The following is a 16,012-nucleotide window of genomic DNA, read 5'->3' on the forward strand; positions in this document are numbered from 1 at the left end:
GGCTGCTGGCCGACCGCGCCGCCGAGGCCCTCGTCCTGCACCGCATGCTGGGCGGCCCCGCGACGCCGTCCTGGGAGGAGCAGTCCGCCCGGAGCCTGCTCACCGACCTGGCGGGCGGGGCCGTACCGGCACGGCAGCTGCTGCCGCGGGCGCGGGCCGCCGGACTGCCGGTCAACCGGCGGGTCTTCGTGCCGCTGGCCGTCCGCGACGAGGACCCGGCCCGCCTCGGCCGGGTGCTGCGGCTGCTGGGCCTGCCGGGCCTCACCGCCCGGCTCACCGACGACACGACCGCCGTCCTGCTCAGCCTCGCCCGCGACCAGGACGCCAGGGCGCTGGCCGACCACTTCGCGGCCCGGCTGCGCACGGAGCCCGGCGCCGGCGCCGTGGTCGCCGCGGCCGACGCCCGCACCGCCTGGGACGACGTACCGGCCGGCCTGCGCGAGGCGCAGCACGTCGCCGACGCCGTCACCGACTCCGCGGCGGCCCTCGACCTGCCGCCCGTCGTGCGCCTGCGCGACATCCATCTGCGCGGCCTGGTACGGCTGCTGCGCGACGACCCGCACGTGCAGTCCTTCGCCGAACGGGAGCTGGACGGGCTGCTGCGCGGCCCCGACGAGGACCTGCTCCCCGTCCTGCGCACCTACCTCGCCACCGGCCGCAACAAGTCCCGCACCGCCCAGCTCCACCACGTCTCGCGCCCCGCGCTCTACCGCCGCCTGGAGGCCATACAGGCCCGGCTCGGCGTGGACCTCGACGACTTCGAGCAGGCCGCGTCCGTGCACATCGCGCTCCTCGCCCACGACGCACAACAGGGGTGACACCGTGCAATGCCCGACCCCCGCAGACGTGACACCGTGCCAGTCGATCCGGCCACGCGCCGTCCCTACGCTCACAGCACACCGAGCGAGTGGAGGCCGACAATGAGCCGAGTGATCCGTGCCGCGCTCTTCCAGACCGCATGGACGGGCGACAAGGAGTCGATGATCCGGGTCCACGAGCAGGCGGTCCGCGACGCCGCCGCCCAGGGGGCCCAAGTCCTGTGCTTTCAGGAGCTGTTCTACGGGCCCTACTTCTGCCAGGTCCAGGACCCCGAGTTCTACGCCTACGCCGAGCGCATCCCCGACGGCCCGATCGTCGAGCGCTTTCGCGCCCTGGCCCGTGAGCACGGCATCGTCCTGGTGCTGCCGATGTACGAGGAGGAGCAGCCGGGCGTCCTCTACAACACCGCCGCCGTGATCGACGCCGACGGCTCCTACCTCGGCAAGTACCGCAAGACCCACATCCCCCAGGTGCGCGGCTTCTGGGAGAAGTTCTACTTCCGCCCCGGCAACTCCGGCTGGCCCGTCTTCGACACCGCCGTCGGCCGCATCGGCGTCTACATCTGCTACGACCGGCACTTCCCGGAGGGCTGGCGGGCGCTCGGCCTCGAAGGCGCCGAGGTCGTCTTCAACCCGTCGGCCACCTCACGCGGCCTGTCCGGCTACCTGTGGCAGCTGGAGCAGCCGGCGGCGGCCGTCGCCAACGAGTACTTCGTCGGCGCCATCAACCGCGTCGGCGTCGAGGAGTACGGGGACAACGACTTCTACGGCACCTCCTACTTCGTCGACCCCGAGGCGCAGTTCGTCGGCGAGGTCGCGAGCGACAAGGAGAGCGAACTCGTCGTCCGCGACCTCGACACGGGCAAGCTGCGCGAGGTCCGCGACCGCTGGCAGTTCTACCGCGACCGGGCGCCGGGCGCGTACACGCCGCTGACCGCGCCCTGACCGACCGCTCCCGACAGGAGGGACCAGCATGACCAGCAGTCGTACCGTCATCCGCGGTGGCCTCGTCGTCACCGCGTCCGACGAGATCCACGCCGACGTGCTGATCGAGGACGGCCGCGTCGCCGCCCTCGCCGCGTCCGGCACCCCGGCCGCCGAGGCGTTCTCGGCCGAGCGGACGATCGACGCCACCGGCAAGTACGTCATCCCGGGCGGCGTCGACGGCCACACCCACATGGAGATGCCCTTCGGCGGCACCTACGCCGCGGACACCTTCGAGACGGGCACCCGGGCCGCCGCCTGGGGCGGTACGACCACCATCGTCGACTTCGCCATCCAGAGCGTCGGCCACTCCCTGCGCGAGGGCCTCGACGCCTGGCACGCCAAGGCCGAGGGCAACTGCGCCATCGACTACGGCTTCCACATGATCGTCTCCGACGTCAACGAGAAGACGCTCAAGGAGATGGACCTGCTGGTGGAGGAGGGCGTCACCTCCTTCAAGCAGTTCATGGCCTACCCGGGCGTCTTCTACTCCGACGACGGCCAGATCCTGCGGGCCATGCAGCGCGCCGCCGGCAACGGCGGACTGATCATGATGCACGCCGAGAACGGCATCGCCATCGACGTCCTGGTCGAGCAGGCCCTCGCCCGCGGCGAGACCGACCCCCGCTACCACGGCGAGGTCCGCAAGGCCCTGCTTGAGGCCGAGGCCACCCACCGCGCGATCAAGCTCGCCCAGGTCGCCGGGGCGCCCCTGTACGTCGTGCACGTGTCGGCGCAGGAGGCCGTCGCCGAGCTGATCCGGGCCCGCGACGACGGGCTGAACGTCTTCGGCGAGACCTGCCCGCAGTACCTGTTCCTGTCCACCGACAACCTCGCCGAACCGGACTTCGAGGGCGCCAAGTACGTGTGCAGCACGCCGCTGCGGCCGCGCGAGCACCAGGCGGCGCTCTGGAAGGGCCTCAGGACCAACGACCTCCAGGTGGTCTCCACCGACCACTGCCCCTTCTGCTTCACCGGCCAGAAGGAACTGGGCCGCGGCGACTTCTCCAAGATCCCCAACGGCATGCCGGGCGTCGAGAACCGCATGGACCTGCTCCACCAGGCCGTCGTCGACGGCCACATCAGCCGCCGCCGCTGGATCGAGATCGCCTGCGCCACCCCGGCCCGCATGTTCGGCCTCTACCCGAAGAAGGGGACCATCGCGCCCGGCGCCGACGCCGACGTGGTGATCTACGATCCGCACGCCGAACAGGTCGTCTCCGCCGAGACCCACCACATGAACGTCGACTACTCGGCGTACGAGGGCAAGCGGATCACCGGCCGCGTCGAGACCGTGCTCTCGCGCGGCGTACCGGTCGTCACCGAGCGGGAGTACAGCGGGCGCAAGGGCCACGGCGTCTACACCCCGCGCTCCACCTGCCAGTACCTGAACTAGGAGCGGTGCCCATGGACTTCGGACTCGTCCTCCAGACCGACCCGCCGGCCTCCCGTGTCGTCAGCCTGATGCAACGGGCTGAGGACAACGGGTTCACCCACGGCTGGACCTTCGACTCCGCCGTGCTGTGGCAGGAACCCTTTGTGATCTACAGCCAGATCCTGGCCCGGACCGCGAGGCTCAAGGTCGGCACGATGGTCACCAACCCGGGCACCCGCACCTGGGAGGTGACCGCGTCCACCTTCGCCACCCTCAACGACATGTACGGCAACCGCACCGTCTGCGGCATCGGCCGCGGCGACTCCGCGATGCGCGTCGCCGGCCGCAAGCCCAACACCCTGGCCCGCATCAGCGAGGCCATGAAGGTCATCCGGGCGCTGGGCAGGGGAGAGGAGGCCGACCTCGGCGGCGGCACCGTCGTCCGGTTCCCCTGGATCAAGCCCGACGCCGAACTCCCCGTGTGGATGGCCGCGTACGGGCCCAAGGCCCTGAAGATGACCGGCGAGGAGGCCGACGGCTTCATCCTCCAGCTCGCCGACCCCTACCTCACCGAGTACATGGTCCGGGCCGTCAAGGACGCCGCGGCGCAGGCCGGCCGCGACCCGTCCGAGGTGACGATCTGCGTCGCCGCCCCCGCCTACGTCACCGCCGACGACTCGCCCGAGGCACTCGCCCACGCCCGCGAGCAGTGCCGCTGGTTCGGCGGCATGGTCGGCAACCACGTCGCCGACCTGGTCGCCAAGTACGGCGAGCACTCCGCCGCCGTCCCCGACGAACTCACCGACTACATCAAGGCCCGTCAGGGCTACGACTACGCCCACCACGGACGCAGCGGAAACCCGGACACGCAGTTCGTGCCGGACAAGATCGTCGACCGGTTCTGCCTGATCGGACCGGCCGAGAAGCACATCGAGAAGCTGACCGCCCTGCGCGCCCTCGGCGTCGACCAGTTCGCCGTGTACGACATGCACGACGCACAGGAAGCCGTCATCGACGCGTACGGCACCGAGGTCATCCCGGCCGTCAACGGCTGACCCCTCCCGGTACTCCCCCTCCCCGCCACCTGCGGGAAGGGGGCCAGGGCGCACCCGCGCACCCCCCTCGGCACCGCCCGCACGGCCTCTCCCGACCCACCGCATGATTGGCCTGCCCATGACCGACACCGCGCCCACGGCCATACCGCCGTCCGCCCAAGTCACCCTCCCCGACGGGCGCGTGGAGCTCGCCCCGGGCTCCCCGCCGCCGAGCGGCCCCTACGCCAACGAGGATCTGCTGCCGGTCCCCGTCGAGGGGCGCACCTGGACCACGTACAACTTCTCCGCGCTGTGGGTCGGCATGGCCCACAACACGGCCTCCTGGACCCTGGCCTCCGGTCTGATCGCCGTCGGCATGGACTGGAAGCAGGCGGTGCTCACCATCGCCCTGGCCAACCTGATCGTGCTCGTCCCGATGCTCCTCACCGGACACGCGGGACCCAAGTACGGCATCCCCTTCCCGGTCTTCGCCCGCGCCTCCTTCGGCATCCGCGGCGCCAACCTGCCCGCCGTCGTACGGGCGTTGGTGGCCTGCGGCTGGTTCGGCATCCAGACCTGGATCGGCGGCGAGGCCATCTACTTCCTGGCCGGCAAGCTCATCGGCGACAGCTGGTCGGGCGCCGCGTCGTTCGGCGGCCACCCGTGGACGATGTGGCTGTCGTTCGCGATCTTCTGGGCGATCCAGGTCGTCATCATCTACCGGGGCATGGAGACCATCCGCCGCTTCGAGAACTGGGCGGCGCCCTTCGTCCTCGTCGGCGCCTTCGTGATGCTGTGGTGGATGACCGACCAGGCGGGCGGCTTCGGCCCGCTGTTCGACCAGCCGTCGAAGCTGGGCTGGGGCGGCGACTTCTGGAAGCTGTTCTGGCCCTCCCTCATGGGCATGATCGGCTTCTGGTCCACGCTGTCCCTGAACATCCCGGACTTCACCCGCTACGGCAAGAGCCAGAAGGCCCAGACCCGCGGCCAGGCCCTCGGCCTGCCGACCACGATGACCCTGTTCGCCTTCCTGTCGGTCATGGTGACCTCCGGCTCGCAGGCGGTCTACGGCGAACCGATCTGGGACCCGGTGCAGCTCGCCGCCAAGACCGACAACGTGGTGGGGCTGCTCTTCGCCCTCGTCACCGTGCTGGTGGCGACGCTGTCCGTGAACATCGCGGCCAACCTTGTCTCACCGGCCTTCGACTTCTCCAACGTCGCGCCCCGCAAGGTGAGTTTCCGGGCCGGCGCGATCATCACCTGCGTCCTCGCCGTGCTGATCTTCCCGTGGAAGCTGTACTCCGACCCGCAGGGCTACATCTTCACCTGGCTCGGCCTGGTCGGCGGACTGCTCGGCACGGTCGCCGGCATCCTCATCGCCGACTACTGGATCCTGCGCCGCGCCCGCCTCGACCTCGCCGACCTGTACCGTGCGGGCGGACGCTACTGGTACTCCGGCGGCTGGAACTGGCGGGCGGTCCTCGCCTTCGTCACCGGCGGCGTCCTCGCCGTCGGCGGCGCGGACTTCCACCCCCTGATCGACGGCCGGCCCGTGCCGTTCCTCGAACCGCTGGCCGACTACGGCTGGGCGGTGGGCCTCGGCACGTCGATGCTGCTGTACCTGCTGCTGATGCTGCCCGGCGCCCGGGACCGGGCCGCCCGCTGAGACACCGTCGGGGCGGTCAGCCGGCCTGACCGCCCTGGAGGGCGGCCACCGCCTCCTTGGCCGCCTTGATGGCCCCCTTGTTGATCTCGTCCGTGCCGGGGGCCTTCTTGGTCTCGAAGTCACTGCCGTTGTACGTGATCGTCACCAGGGCGTTGGCCGCGCGGACCAGCACGGTGCCCTCCCGGGTCTGCTGCTTGTCCTCGGTCGTGAGGTTCACGACGGAGTAGCCCTCGTCACCGAGCCCCGGGACGGCCCCGCCGCCGCTGCGGTCGGCGACCCGCTCCCTGTACGACTTCTTCGCCGCCTCGTCCGAGCCCATCACCTCGTAGGACACGTCCAGCCAGCGGTAGTCGTACCCCTTGAGCGCGTTCCACGAGCAGGTGCGGCGCACCTTCGTGTCCGTCGACGGGATCTCCTTGCCCTCCGCCTTGGCCCCCGGGACGAGCGACGTGATCGTCTTCGCGGCCAGGCTGCCGCAGGGCGCGGGGGCGGCGGCGTAGGTCTTCGTCACCGCCTGCGTCGCCGGGGCCGAGGCGGACGGGCGGCCGCCGTCGGGCGGCGTGCTGTCCTCGGCGGCCGGGGTCGTGTCCGGCCCGGACGACATCACCCAGCCCGCCGTGGCGAGCACGACGACCGGGGCCAGGCGCGCGGTCAGGGCGAGCGGCAGAGGAAGAGAACGCACGGCGCACTTCTCGTGGGGGACGGTACGGAAAGGGTCCGCACGGCGGACGGGGACGCCAGTCTCACACGAGTACCTGTGGGGCGGAAGGGCGAACTCGCTGCGTGCCCGGCCGGTGACGCAGACACACCGGGACGGCCCGTCAGGGCACCCGGGCCGTCCACGCGGGTGCGGAGAACTTGGTGTCCGCCAGCTCCCGGGCCCGCGCCAGCTCCTCGTCGGTCACCTTGCCCCGGGTGAGGCCGTACCGGGCGCCGAAGGAGGCGATCATCCGCTCGATCACGGCCTCGCGGGGCAGACCGGTCTGCCGGCGCAGCGGATCCACCCGCTTCTTCGCGCTCCTGATGCCCTTGTCGCTGAGCTTCTCCCGCCCGATGCGCAGCACCTCCAGCATCTTGTCGGCGTCGATGTCGTAGGACATGGTCACGTGGTGCAGCACCGCGCCGGGGCCCCCGCCGGGTCCGACGACCCGCTTCTGCGCGGCGCCCGCGATCTTGCCCTGGTCGGTGGCGATGTCGTTCAGCGGCTGGTACCAGGCGCGGATGCCCATGTCGCCGAGGGCGCCGAGCACCCAGTCGTCGAGGTAGGCGTAGCTGTCCTGGAAGGACAGGCCCTGCACCAGCGCCTCCGGCACGGACAGCGAGTAGGTGATCGTGTTGCCGGGCTCCACGAAGGTCGGACGGGGAAGACACTACGACCCGGCGTGATCACGGGCAAGGGCCTACTCGCCCTGCCAGGTGCGAGGCGGCACCGACGCGGCGTTCACGGCACGCGCGCGGTCCACTCCTCGGTGGCGAACTTCGTCCGCACCAGTTCCTCCGCGCGGACCATCTCTTCCGCCGTGACTTCGCCGGTGGTCAGCCCATAACGGTTGCGGAAGGAGGCGACCATGTTCTCGATGACCTGCTCCCGCGCGAGGCCCGTCTGCCGACGGAGCGGGTCGACACGCTTCTTGGCGCTCTTGGTGCCCTTGTCGGACATCTTCTCCTTGCCGATGCGGAGCACCTCGAGCATCTTGTCAGCGTCGATGTCGTAGGACATCGTCACGTGATGGAGGACGGCTCCAGGGCCGCCATCGGGGCCGACCACGCGCTTCTGGGCCGCACCGGCAATCTTGCCGGCCTCGGTGGCGATGTCGTTCAGGGGCTGGTACCAGGCCTTGATGCCCATGTCGCCGAGTGCGCCGAGCACCCAGTCGTCGAGGTAGGCGTAGCTGTCTGCGAAGGAGAGGCCCGAGACCAGGGACTCCGGCACGGACAGGGAGTACGTGATCGTACTCATGGGCTCTACGAACATGGCGCCACCACCAGAAATACGGCGCACCACGGTCATCCCGTGCTTCGCAGCCCCATCAGGGTCCACCTCGTTCCGCAGGGACTGGAAGCTGCCGATCACGACGGAGGGGGAGGCCCACTCCCATACCCGTAGGGTCGGGGCGCGCCGTCCGGCGGCCACCTCGGCGGTGATCACCTCGTCCAGCGCCATGTGCAGGGCCGGCGCCTGCGGCTCCATGTGCACCAGCTGCCAGTCGTAGTCGCTCCACTCGGTCGCGTGGGCCAGAGCGCGCCGGACGGCGATGCCGACGCCCTCTGCTGTCAGCCCGAGCATTACGGTCGACTCCGGCAGCGCCGCCGTGATCCGGGCGGCCAGCCCTGCGGCGTCCGTCGACGAGGGTGAGCCCTCAAGGGCTGTGTTGATCGAGAGGATCGCCTCGTCCGGCTCCAGGAAGAAGTCCCCGGCGACTCGTACGTTGCGCAGGACACCGTCTTCGACATCCAGATCCACGACGACCAGCTTGCCGCCGGGCATCTTGTACTCGCCATGCACGGCTTCGTTTCCTTCCAGCGCGCTTTACGTGCCCTGAGCTTGCTGCTCTGGCACGGACGGATGCGTACATCTGTCGGAATGCACCTTAATACTCGCCTGTGGCGGGCGATGTGTAGCCTCACGAGCCCGGCGTACGTCCTGACTCATCTGCCTTTCTCATGTTTTTGCAGCGTATAAGCATTTTGGCTGCCTCTGGATGTCTCTGGCCGGGTCGTTTCGGTTCGAATTGCAGCCCAGATCCCTGGGACAATGTGGATGTGTACGACCAATACTTCAAGTACAAGGACCGCATGTGGACATAGCGACGGGTCGGACAAGAAGCTGATCATGACCGCGGCCGGCCTGCTGAACCGCTGACGCCGCGGTATCTGGGCCTGGTTTTCGGTGAACTACGACGGACTGAAAGGGGTCCGCGCGATCCTGTACCCGGCGGATGGCGGTCTGCCGACGCAGGCTCTCGGCAGAGTGCATCCGCGATACCTCAGGCACCCAGTCCTGGTGACTGTGGCGAAGGGGGCCGGTCCTCTGCGGAGCCGGTTCCCGCCTGACGTTTAGCGCAGGTGGTCGGCCAACTCGCGCTCCAGCGCTGACTTCGGCTTGGCGCCGACGATGGTCTGCACGACCTCGCCGCCCTTGTAGACATTCACCGTCGGGATGGACATCACACCGTACTTGGCGGCGATGCCCGGGTTCTCGTCGATGTTGAGCTTCACGATCTCGATCGCGTCGCTGTGCTCGGCAGCGAGGGCCTCCAGGGAGGGTGCGAGCTGGCGGCACGGGCCGCACCAGGCTGCCCAGAAGTCTACGAGGACGGGCTTGTCGCTTTTCAGGACGTCCTGCTCGAAGGAATCGTCCGTCACGTTCTTGAGGGCCATGGCGGCCTCCTCTGTCTGGCTCGTACTGCTGTGGTGCCGGCGGGTTCAGACGGTTGCCGGGGTCTTCTCCGGCTCGGCGGGTGTCCGGTGGGCGAGGGCGGCCAGGTACCGTTCGGCGTCCAGTGCGGCCTGGCAGCCGCTGGCCGCGGCGGTGATCGCCTGCCGGTAGGTGTGGTCGACGACGTCGCCCGCGCCGAAGACGCCCGAAATGTTCGTACGCGTCGACGGGGCCTCCACCTTCAGGTAGCCCTCGTCGTCCAGCTCCAACTGACCCTTGACCATTTCGGTGCGCGGGTCGTGGCCGATGGCGAAGAACAGTCCCGTGACGTCCAGATCGCGCGTGTCGCCGGTGAAGACGTCCCTCAGGACGACACCGGAGAGCATGCCGTTGGCTTCCTTGATCTCCGCGATCTCGCTGTCGAACGCGAAGGAGATCTTGTCGTCGCAGAAGGCGCGGTTCTGCATCACCTGCGAGGCACGCAGCGTCGAGCGGCGGTGCACGACAGTCACCGAGCGGGCGAAGCGGGTGAGGAAGGTCGCCTCCTCCATTGCGGTGTCGCCGCCGCCGACCACCACGATGTCGCGGTCGCGGAAGAAGAAGCCGTCGCAGGTCGCGCACCAGGACACTCCGCGTCCGGACAGTGCGTCCTCCTTGGGCAGGCCGAGCTTGCGGTAGCCGGAGCCTGTGGCGACGATCACCGTCTTCGCGCGGTGTACGGTCCCGGAGGTGTCGGTGACGGTCTTGATGTCGCCGGCCAGGTCGACGGCGACGATGTCGTCGTCGATCATCTCGGCCCCGAACCTCTCGGCCTGGGCGCGCATGTTCGCCACCAGGTCCGGGCCCTCGATGCCCTCGGGGAAGCCGGGGAAGTTCTCGACCTCGGTCGTCGTGGTGAGCGCTCCGCCGACGAAGACGGCTCCGCCGAACACGAGTGGCCGGAGCTGGGCGCGGGCGGTGTAGAGCGCGGCCGTGTAGCCCGCCGGGCCCGACCCGATGACAATGACCTCGCGGACGTCCGTGGCCGAGCTCATGACTGCGGCTCCGGCGCGATCTCCTTGACCAGGCCCTCGACCAGCACCTTGATTTCGTCGCGGATCGGGCGGACGGCCTCGACGCCCTGGCCGGCCGGGTCCTCCAGCTGCCAGTCCAGGTACCGCTTGCCGGGGAAGACCGGGCAGGTGTCGCCGCAGCCCATGGTGATGCAGACGTCGGACTCCTTGACCGCGTCCACCGTCAGCATCTTGGGCACCTCGGCGGAGATGTCGATGCCGACCTCGCGCATCGCCTCGACGGCGGCGGGATTGACGTTCTCGCCCGGGTTAGAGCCGGCGGAACGGACTTCGACGCGGTCCCCCGCCAGGTGGGTCAGCCAGGCGGCGGCCATCTGTGAGCGGCCGGCGTTGTGGACACAGACGAAGAGCACGGAGGGCTTGTCGGGCATCAGGAGGTCTCTCTTGTCTCACGACGACATCAGGCGCGCATGACGTCAGCACCCGGTGGTGTCAGTCACCACTGATGTGAGAGTATCAGCGCATGATGACGTCAGTCGACACTGACCTGATCCGGGTTCTGGCGGACCCGCTCAGGCTGCGGATCGTGACCCTGCTCGCCCAAGAGACGCTGTGCACCACGCACCTCGTGGAGGAGACAGGTGCCCGGCAGACCAACCTCTCCAACCACCTGAGAGTGCTGCGCGAGGCCGGAGTCGTCGAGACCGAGCCGTGCGGCCGCTACACGTACTACAAACTCCGCCCGGACGTCATCGCCTCGCTCGCCGGCCAGTTCGCCGACCTGGCCGAGTCCGCCCGCACCGCCGCCGAGAACAAGAGGGCCTGTCCGTGACCCGCACCGAAGCACCCGCGACGAGCACCGAGGAGTCCTCCGTCGTCGCGAAGTTGTCGACGCTCGACCGCTTCCTCGCCGTCTGGATCCTCATCGCCATGGCCGTCGGGCTCGGACTGGGGCGTGCCATCCCCGGGATGAACGACGCCCTCGCGCACCTGGAGGTCGGCGGTATCTCCCTGCCGATCGCCCTGGGCCTGCTGATCATGATGTATCCGGTCCTGGCCAAGGTCCGTTACGACAAGCTCGACGCCGTCACCGGTGACAAGAGACTGATGGTCTCCTCGCTGGTCATCAACTGGCTGATCGGCCCGGCCGTGATGTTCGCGCTGGCCTGGATCTTCCTGCCGGACCTGCCCGAGTACCGCACCGGGCTGATCGTCGTCGGCCTGGCCCGCTGCATCGCCATGGTCATCATCTGGAACGACCTCGCTTGCGGCGACCGCGAGGCCGCCGCCGTCCTGGTCGCCCTCAACTCCGTCTTCCAGGTGATCGCGTTCGGCCTGCTCGGCTGGTTCTACCTCGACCTGCTGCCCCAGTGGCTCGGCCTCGGCGACGGACAGGGCCTGGACGTCTCCGTATGGAAGATCGCGCTCAACGTCGTGGTGTTCCTCGGTATCCCGCTCCTCGCCGGATTCCTCACCCGCCGCATAGGCGAGAAGAAGATGGGCCGCGAGAGCTACGAGCAGAAGTTCCTGCCGAAGATCGGCCCCTGGGCGCTGTACGGCCTGCTGTTCACGATCGTCATCCTCTTCGCCTTGCAGGGGAAGACCATCACCTCCCAGCCCCTCGACGTCGTACGTATCGCGCTGCCGCTGCTGGTGTACTTTGCCGTGATGTGGGCCGGGACCTTCCTGCTGGGCAAGGCGATCGGCCTCGCCTACGACCGCACGGCCACCCTCGCCTTCACTGCCGCCGGCAACAACTTCGAGCTGGCCATCGCCGTCGCCATCGCCACCTTCGGCGTCACCTCCGGCCAGGCCCTGTCCGGCGTCGTGGGACCGCTCATCGAGGTGCCCGTCCTGATCGGCCTTGTCTACGTGTCCCTGGCCTGGCGCAAGAAGTTCGCCCCGTCTGCCGTCACCACCCCCGGGAGGGACTACTGATGCACCGCCTCGACTGCCGCGCGAGGGGGACGACCGGCAGGGCCGTCGGCGTCTGCCACGCCTGGGGAGCCGCCGTCTGCCGCGACCACACGCTCGTGGCGCACCGGACCGCGCGTCGGGGACCGTTCGGGCAGTCCCACGAGGTGACGGTCCGCACCGCCCGGTGCACCACGAGCGCGGCGGTGCAGGCGGCATGACCCAGCACACCGACGTGGTGGTGATCGGCGGCGGCCAGGCAGGGCTCGCCGCCGGCTACCACCTGCGCCGCAAGGGTCTGGACTTCGTCGTCCTCGACGCACAGGCCACCCCGGGCGGGGCCTGGCAGCACACCTGGGACTCCCTCCACCTGTTCTCCCCGGCCGCCTTCTCCTCCCTCCCGGGCCGCCTCATGCCGCCGCAGTCCGGCGAGGAGTACCCCGATGCCGGGCACGTGGTGAGGTACTTGAGCGACTACGAAAAGCGGTACGAGCTGCCCCTCCAACGGCCGGTCCGGGTGCTCGGCGTGCACGACGACGGCCGGCTGCTGAGAGTCGAGACCGACTCCGGTGCCTGGCAGGCCCGCGCGGTGATCAGCGCGACCGGCACCTGGTGGCGCCCCTTCCTCCCCGCAGTACCCGGCCGCGGGGAATTCGAGGGACGGCAGCTGCACACCGTCTCCTACCGCAGCCCGCAGGACTTCACAGGCCAGCGAGTGATCGTCGTCGGCGGAGGCAATTCCGGCGCCCAGATCGCCGCCGACCTCGCGTACGACACCGAACTGACCTGGGTCACCCAGCGCCCGCCCCGCTACCTCGCCGACGACATCGACGGCCGCGCCCTATTCGACGCGGCCACCGCCCGCCGCCGAGCCCTCGACGCCGGCCGCACCGACACCGGAGGCGTCGCCTCGCTCGGCGACATCGTCGCCGTACCGCCGGTCCGTGAGGCCCGTGACGCCGGGCGGCTCAAGGCATCACCCATGTTCGAACGCCTCGACCGCGACGGTGCCGTCTGGGTCGACGGCACGCGGGCGCCCGTCGATGCGGTCGTCTGGTGCACCGGCTTCCGCCCGGCCCTCTCGCACCTGGTGCCCCTCGGCCTGCGTGGCCGGCGCGGGCACATCGCCACGGTGGGCACGCGGGCCGCTGACGAGCCACGCCTGCACCTCCTCGGCTACGGCGACTGGACCGGCCCCGCCTCCGCCACCCTCATCGGCGTCGGACGCCCGGCCCGCGACGCGGCCCGCGAGATCGCCGGTCTCCTCGGTGCCTGAGAGTGAAAGCAGGTGTCGTCAGCGCACCTGCTGACGACCTGTCGCGCTTCGGGGGCCACGGACTCCGGCAGCGGAGCCTGACGAGTCCCGAGTCGTTGGAGTCTCGGCTCGCTTGGTCGGAGAGGACGGACCTCATGCTGCGGGCCGTCTTCAGTAGGTCCCGTTGGAGGGGAGCGAAGCCAGTGCGGCGCTGCTTGAATGGCTGGTGAGCCTAGGTTGAGTTGCATCAGCAGGAATACACGTTCTGAACGAACGGTCGCCCCAGTTCGGCTGAGTGCGGAGAGGGGTGTCTGTGACTCACTGGTCGGTCGTGGTCAGGGGGGCCGGGTCCAGGATGGAGCGAATCCGCCGCAGTCCTTCGTGGTTGACGGAGAACCAGGCCCAAGTACCGCGCCGTTCGCGGTCCAGGAGTCCTGCCTCAGTCATGATCTTCAGGTGGTGACTGACTGTGGACTGGCGCAGCCCCAGGCTGTCGGCCAGATCGCACACGCAAGCCTCGCCATTGGGTGCCTGTTCCAGGAGACGAAACAATTGCAGGCGGGTGGGGTCGGCGATGGATCTCAGTATCGTGGACAGTTGTTCGGCTTCTGATCGCTCCAGGGGCTGGCAGTTCAGCCCTGGCCCGCACGAGCCACCTTCGAGGAACCCGTCATCCGACATCTGCAGATCTATGACAGTCACCCGTCAACCATAGACGCAGTGTGATCACCTTGACACGATCGAATATGGCCGGACTGCGAGTTCACCTGATGTTGGGCAGCTGCTAGGGCAGGCCCCCTCCGTTTCGGTCCTTGGTGGCTATGGCTTTGTGGCAGCCGTAGTTGGTGCCGTGTACCAGGCGATGAGCGCAGCGGCGGCCGAGGTCAACGCGAGAACGGCGAACAGGTGGGGGTAGCCGCCGAGAGGGGCGGCCAGGGCGGTGCCGGCGAACGGAGCGAGTGCGGAGGCGGTCGTCGTGGGGGCGGCGAGGAGGCCGGAGAGGCGGCCGTAGCGATTGGCGCCCCATCGGTCTGTGATGGCGGTGGCCTGCAGCAGGGTCAGGTTGCCGCGGACGGTGCCGGCGATGACGGCCAGCGCCGCAAGCACCCCGTAGGGGCCGGGAATGAGCGCGAAGGCCGCGGTGGTCACTCCTCCCATGCCGATCAGCACTGCTGCGCGTAGAGCGGGGGAGCTGCGGCGGGCCAGTGAGGCGTAGAGGGTGCGGCCGAGGGTCTGGCCGGCTCCGCCCAGCCCCAGGGCCCAGGCGGCTTCGGCAGCGGTGTGGCCGCGGTCGAGCAGTAGGGGGACGAGGGTGATGACGACGGCGTACGTTGCGAACGCCGACAGGGTCAGAGCCGTTGCCAGAAGAAGGAAGGGACGGCTACGCGTGATGACGACTGTAGATGCGGTCTCACCTGTTGTGCTCGGGGGTGGGGTGGCGGGCCATGGGCCGCGCAGGGCATAGGCGTGGACGGGCACCGTCACTGTGGCCAGGACGAGAGCCAGGAGCAGGTAGGTATGACGCCAACTGAAGTGATTGGCCAACTGGGCGGTGAGTGGTGCGAAGACGGTCGATGCCAGGCCGCCAACAAGTGTGACGATCGTCAGCGCACGTACGTGGTTGGGGGCCCACCAGCGCGTAAGCGCCGCGAACGCGGGTTGGTAGAAGGTGGAGGCCATGGCGAAACCGGCCAGTAGCCATCCGGCGGTGAATAGGGTCAGGTTGGGGGCGTTGGCGATGATGACCAAGCTGACTGTGCCGACCGCCGATCCGACGGTCATGACGGTGCGAGGGCCTCGGGCATCGAGGATGCGGCCGATGCGGATGCCGGCAATGGCGGACATCAGCAAGGCTGCGGAGAACGCGGCCGTGGTCGCGGTGGCGCTCCAGCCGGTGGCCATGGTGATCTGTGGGTTGAGGACGGGAAAGGCGTAGTAGACGATGCCCCAGCTCGTGATCTGGGTCAGACACAGCGCGGGGAGGGCCGCCCGCGGCCGCACCGGCTGGTCGAGGGCGGCCGAGGGGGAGGCCATGGAGCGGTAGCTCATGAGCCGGTCAGCAACAACTGGTTGTGGTGGCCTGCGGCCCCGGTTGGACGGCGTCGGTGGGTGCGCAACACGTGCTGCCGGGTTGCTTGGCCAGGGTGTCGGCGTCTGCCTTCACGACGTACACCTCCCATGGCTCCTGACCGGGGCCGTGTACCCACACCTTGTCCTGCAGGGCGTAGCAGCAGGTGGTGTCGTTCTCTTCGCGGGTGCTCAGCCCCGCCTCGTGCAGCCGTGCGGTGGCTGCCGCAACGTCCTCGGTGGATGCCACCTCGACGCCGAGGTGGTCCAGGCGGGTGTCCGCGCCCTCTTTTCCCTCGATCAGAACGAGCTTGAGCGGCGGCTCGGTGACGGCGAAGTTCGCGTAGCCATCACGGAGCTTGGTCGGCTCGGTGTCGAAGAGCTTGCTGTAGAAGGCGATGGCTGACTGCAAGTCGGGAACTCGCAGGGCGAGTTGTATCCGTGACATGGGACATTCCTCCTGCCGGTTCAATGGTGCAGGCTCCCGCGGCCGCAACGGCTGCGGGT

At 69.2% G+C, this 16,012-nt stretch carries 16 protein-coding genes and 1 pseudogene; 8 read left to right on the forward strand and 9 right to left on the reverse strand.

Annotated features, from left to right (window positions below; genetic code table 11):
* The 5 genes from GTW67_RS09450 to GTW67_RS09470 form a co-directional block, all read left to right on the forward strand.
* Positions 1-818: PucR family transcriptional regulator (locus GTW67_RS09450; RefSeq protein ID WP_161164354.1), on the forward strand; the 818-nt coding region annotated here is incomplete at its 5' end.
* 102 nt (positions 819-920) lie between these two features.
* A complete protein-coding gene (locus GTW67_RS09455; RefSeq protein ID WP_161164355.1) occupies positions 921-1,763 on the forward strand; it encodes a nitrilase-related carbon-nitrogen hydrolase in 843 nt (280 codons plus the stop codon).
* 28 nt (positions 1,764-1,791) lie between these two features.
* Positions 1,792-3,198, forward strand: a complete 1,407-nt coding sequence (gene hydA / locus GTW67_RS09460) for a dihydropyrimidinase (RefSeq protein ID WP_161164356.1) — start codon at positions 1,792-1,794, stop codon at positions 3,196-3,198.
* A gap of 11 nt (positions 3,199-3,209) precedes the next feature.
* Positions 3,210-4,232 (forward strand): TIGR03842 family LLM class F420-dependent oxidoreductase, encoded by a 1,023-nt coding sequence (locus GTW67_RS09465; RefSeq protein ID WP_161164357.1) that lies wholly within the window; start codon positions 3,210-3,212, stop codon positions 4,230-4,232.
* 118 nt (positions 4,233-4,350) lie between these two features.
* Positions 4,351-5,877 carry an NCS1 family nucleobase:cation symporter-1 gene (locus tag GTW67_RS09470; protein ID WP_161164358.1) on the forward strand — a complete coding sequence of 509 codons (1,527 nt, stop codon included), beginning with the start codon at positions 4,351-4,353 and terminating at the stop codon, positions 5,875-5,877.
* 16 nt (positions 5,878-5,893) lie between these two features.
* Here GTW67_RS09470 and GTW67_RS09475 read toward each other — a convergent pair whose 3' ends face one another.
* From GTW67_RS09475 to GTW67_RS09500, 6 genes and pseudogenes are all read right to left on the reverse strand, one after another.
* Positions 5,894-6,559, reverse strand: a complete 666-nt coding sequence (locus tag GTW67_RS09475; protein ID WP_161164359.1) for a hypothetical protein — start codon at positions 6,557-6,559, stop codon at positions 5,894-5,896.
* A gap of 139 nt (positions 6,560-6,698) precedes the next feature.
* A pseudogene (locus tag GTW67_RS09480) lies at positions 6,699-7,229 on the reverse strand (lipoate--protein ligase family protein); the annotation flags it as partial.
* Between the two features lie 89 nt (positions 7,230-7,318).
* A complete protein-coding gene (gene lplAB, locus GTW67_RS09485) occupies positions 7,319-8,383 on the reverse strand; it encodes a lipoate-protein ligase LplAB (protein ID WP_161164360.1) in 1,065 nt (354 codons plus the stop codon).
* A gap of 551 nt (positions 8,384-8,934) precedes the next feature.
* Positions 8,935-9,258 carry a thioredoxin gene (gene trxA / locus GTW67_RS09490; protein ID WP_161164361.1) on the reverse strand — a complete coding sequence of 108 codons (324 nt, stop codon included), beginning with the start codon at positions 9,256-9,258 and terminating at the stop codon, positions 8,935-8,937.
* A 45-nt stretch (positions 9,259-9,303) separates the two neighbouring features.
* Positions 9,304-10,290, reverse strand: coding sequence for a thioredoxin-disulfide reductase (trxB, locus tag GTW67_RS09495; protein WP_161164362.1), 987 nt, complete (start codon positions 10,288-10,290; stop codon positions 9,304-9,306).
* On the reverse strand, positions 10,287-10,700 hold the full coding sequence (locus GTW67_RS09500) for an arsenate reductase ArsC (protein ID WP_161164363.1): 414 nt from the start codon (positions 10,698-10,700) through the stop codon (positions 10,287-10,289). Before GTW67_RS09500 ends, trxB begins: the two co-directional genes overlap by 4 nt.
* 92 nt (positions 10,701-10,792) lie before the next feature.
* Here GTW67_RS09500 and GTW67_RS09505 point away from each other — a divergent pair, with 92 nt between their 5' ends.
* From GTW67_RS09505 to GTW67_RS09520, 3 genes are all read left to right on the forward strand, one after another.
* A complete protein-coding gene (locus GTW67_RS09505; protein WP_114531522.1) occupies positions 10,793-11,101 on the forward strand; it encodes an ArsR/SmtB family transcription factor in 309 nt (102 codons plus the stop codon).
* The gene (gene arsB / locus GTW67_RS09510) at positions 11,098-12,207 is read left to right on the forward strand and encodes an ACR3 family arsenite efflux transporter (protein ID WP_161164364.1); all 1,110 of its coding nucleotides are present in this window, start codon (positions 11,098-11,100) and stop codon (positions 12,205-12,207) included. The genes GTW67_RS09505 and arsB overlap by 4 nt, the downstream gene beginning before the upstream one ends.
* 193 nt (positions 12,208-12,400) lie before the next feature.
* The gene (locus GTW67_RS09520) at positions 12,401-13,459 is read left to right on the forward strand and encodes an ArsO family NAD(P)H-dependent flavin-containing monooxygenase (RefSeq protein WP_161164366.1); all 1,059 of its coding nucleotides are present in this window, start codon (positions 12,401-12,403) and stop codon (positions 13,457-13,459) included.
* A gap of 297 nt (positions 13,460-13,756) precedes the next feature.
* Here the strand turns inward: GTW67_RS09520 and GTW67_RS09525 are convergent, their stop codons facing one another.
* The 3 genes from GTW67_RS09525 to GTW67_RS09535 form a co-directional block, all read right to left on the reverse strand.
* A complete protein-coding gene (locus tag GTW67_RS09525; RefSeq protein WP_161164382.1) occupies positions 13,757-14,119 on the reverse strand; it encodes an ArsR/SmtB family transcription factor in 363 nt (120 codons plus the stop codon).
* 138 nt (positions 14,120-14,257) lie between these two features.
* Positions 14,258-15,487, reverse strand: coding sequence for an MFS transporter (locus GTW67_RS09530; RefSeq protein ID WP_161164367.1), 1,230 nt, complete (start codon positions 15,485-15,487; stop codon positions 14,258-14,260).
* A gap of 7 nt (positions 15,488-15,494) precedes the next feature.
* A complete protein-coding gene (locus GTW67_RS09535; RefSeq protein WP_161164368.1) occupies positions 15,495-15,953 on the reverse strand; it encodes an ArsI/CadI family heavy metal resistance metalloenzyme in 459 nt (152 codons plus the stop codon).
* Positions 15,954-16,012: the final 59 nt, after the last annotated feature.

Source organism: Streptomyces sp. SID5910 (assembly GCF_009862125.1).
GTDB lineage: Bacteria > Actinomycetota > Actinomycetes > Streptomycetales > Streptomycetaceae > Streptomyces.

What these genes read in the sequence shown, in the direction of transcription:
- GTW67_RS09455 (WP_161164355.1), top strand. Translation starts at nt 921, where the DNA reads ATGAGCCGAGTGATCCGTGCCGCGCTCTTCCAGACCGCATGGACGGGC.
- hydA (WP_161164356.1), top strand. Translation starts at nt 1,792, where the DNA reads ATGACCAGCAGTCGTACCGTCATCCGCGGTGGCCTCGTCGTCACCGCG.
- GTW67_RS09465 (WP_161164357.1), top strand. Translation starts at nt 3,210, where the DNA reads ATGGACTTCGGACTCGTCCTCCAGACCGACCCGCCGGCCTCCCGTGTC.
- GTW67_RS09470 (WP_161164358.1), top strand. Translation starts at nt 4,351, where the DNA reads ATGACCGACACCGCGCCCACGGCCATACCGCCGTCCGCCCAAGTCACC.
- trxA (WP_161164361.1), bottom strand. Translation starts at nt 9,258, where the DNA reads ATGGCCCTCAAGAACGTGACGGACGATTCCTTCGAGCAGGACGTCCTG.
- trxB (WP_161164362.1), bottom strand. Translation starts at nt 10,290, where the DNA reads ATGAGCTCGGCCACGGACGTCCGCGAGGTCATTGTCATCGGGTCGGGC.
- GTW67_RS09500 (WP_161164363.1), bottom strand. Translation starts at nt 10,700, where the DNA reads ATGCCCGACAAGCCCTCCGTGCTCTTCGTCTGTGTCCACAACGCCGGC.
- GTW67_RS09505 (WP_114531522.1), top strand. Translation starts at nt 10,793, where the DNA reads ATGATGACGTCAGTCGACACTGACCTGATCCGGGTTCTGGCGGACCCG.
- GTW67_RS09520 (WP_161164366.1), top strand. Translation starts at nt 12,401, where the DNA reads ATGACCCAGCACACCGACGTGGTGGTGATCGGCGGCGGCCAGGCAGGG.
- GTW67_RS09525 (WP_161164382.1), bottom strand. Translation starts at nt 14,119, where the DNA reads ATGTCGGATGACGGGTTCCTCGAAGGTGGCTCGTGCGGGCCAGGGCTG.
- GTW67_RS09530 (WP_161164367.1), bottom strand. Translation starts at nt 15,487, where the DNA reads ATGAGCTACCGCTCCATGGCCTCCCCCTCGGCCGCCCTCGACCAGCCG.
- GTW67_RS09535 (WP_161164368.1), bottom strand. Translation starts at nt 15,953, where the DNA reads ATGTCACGGATACAACTCGCCCTGCGAGTTCCCGACTTGCAGTCAGCC.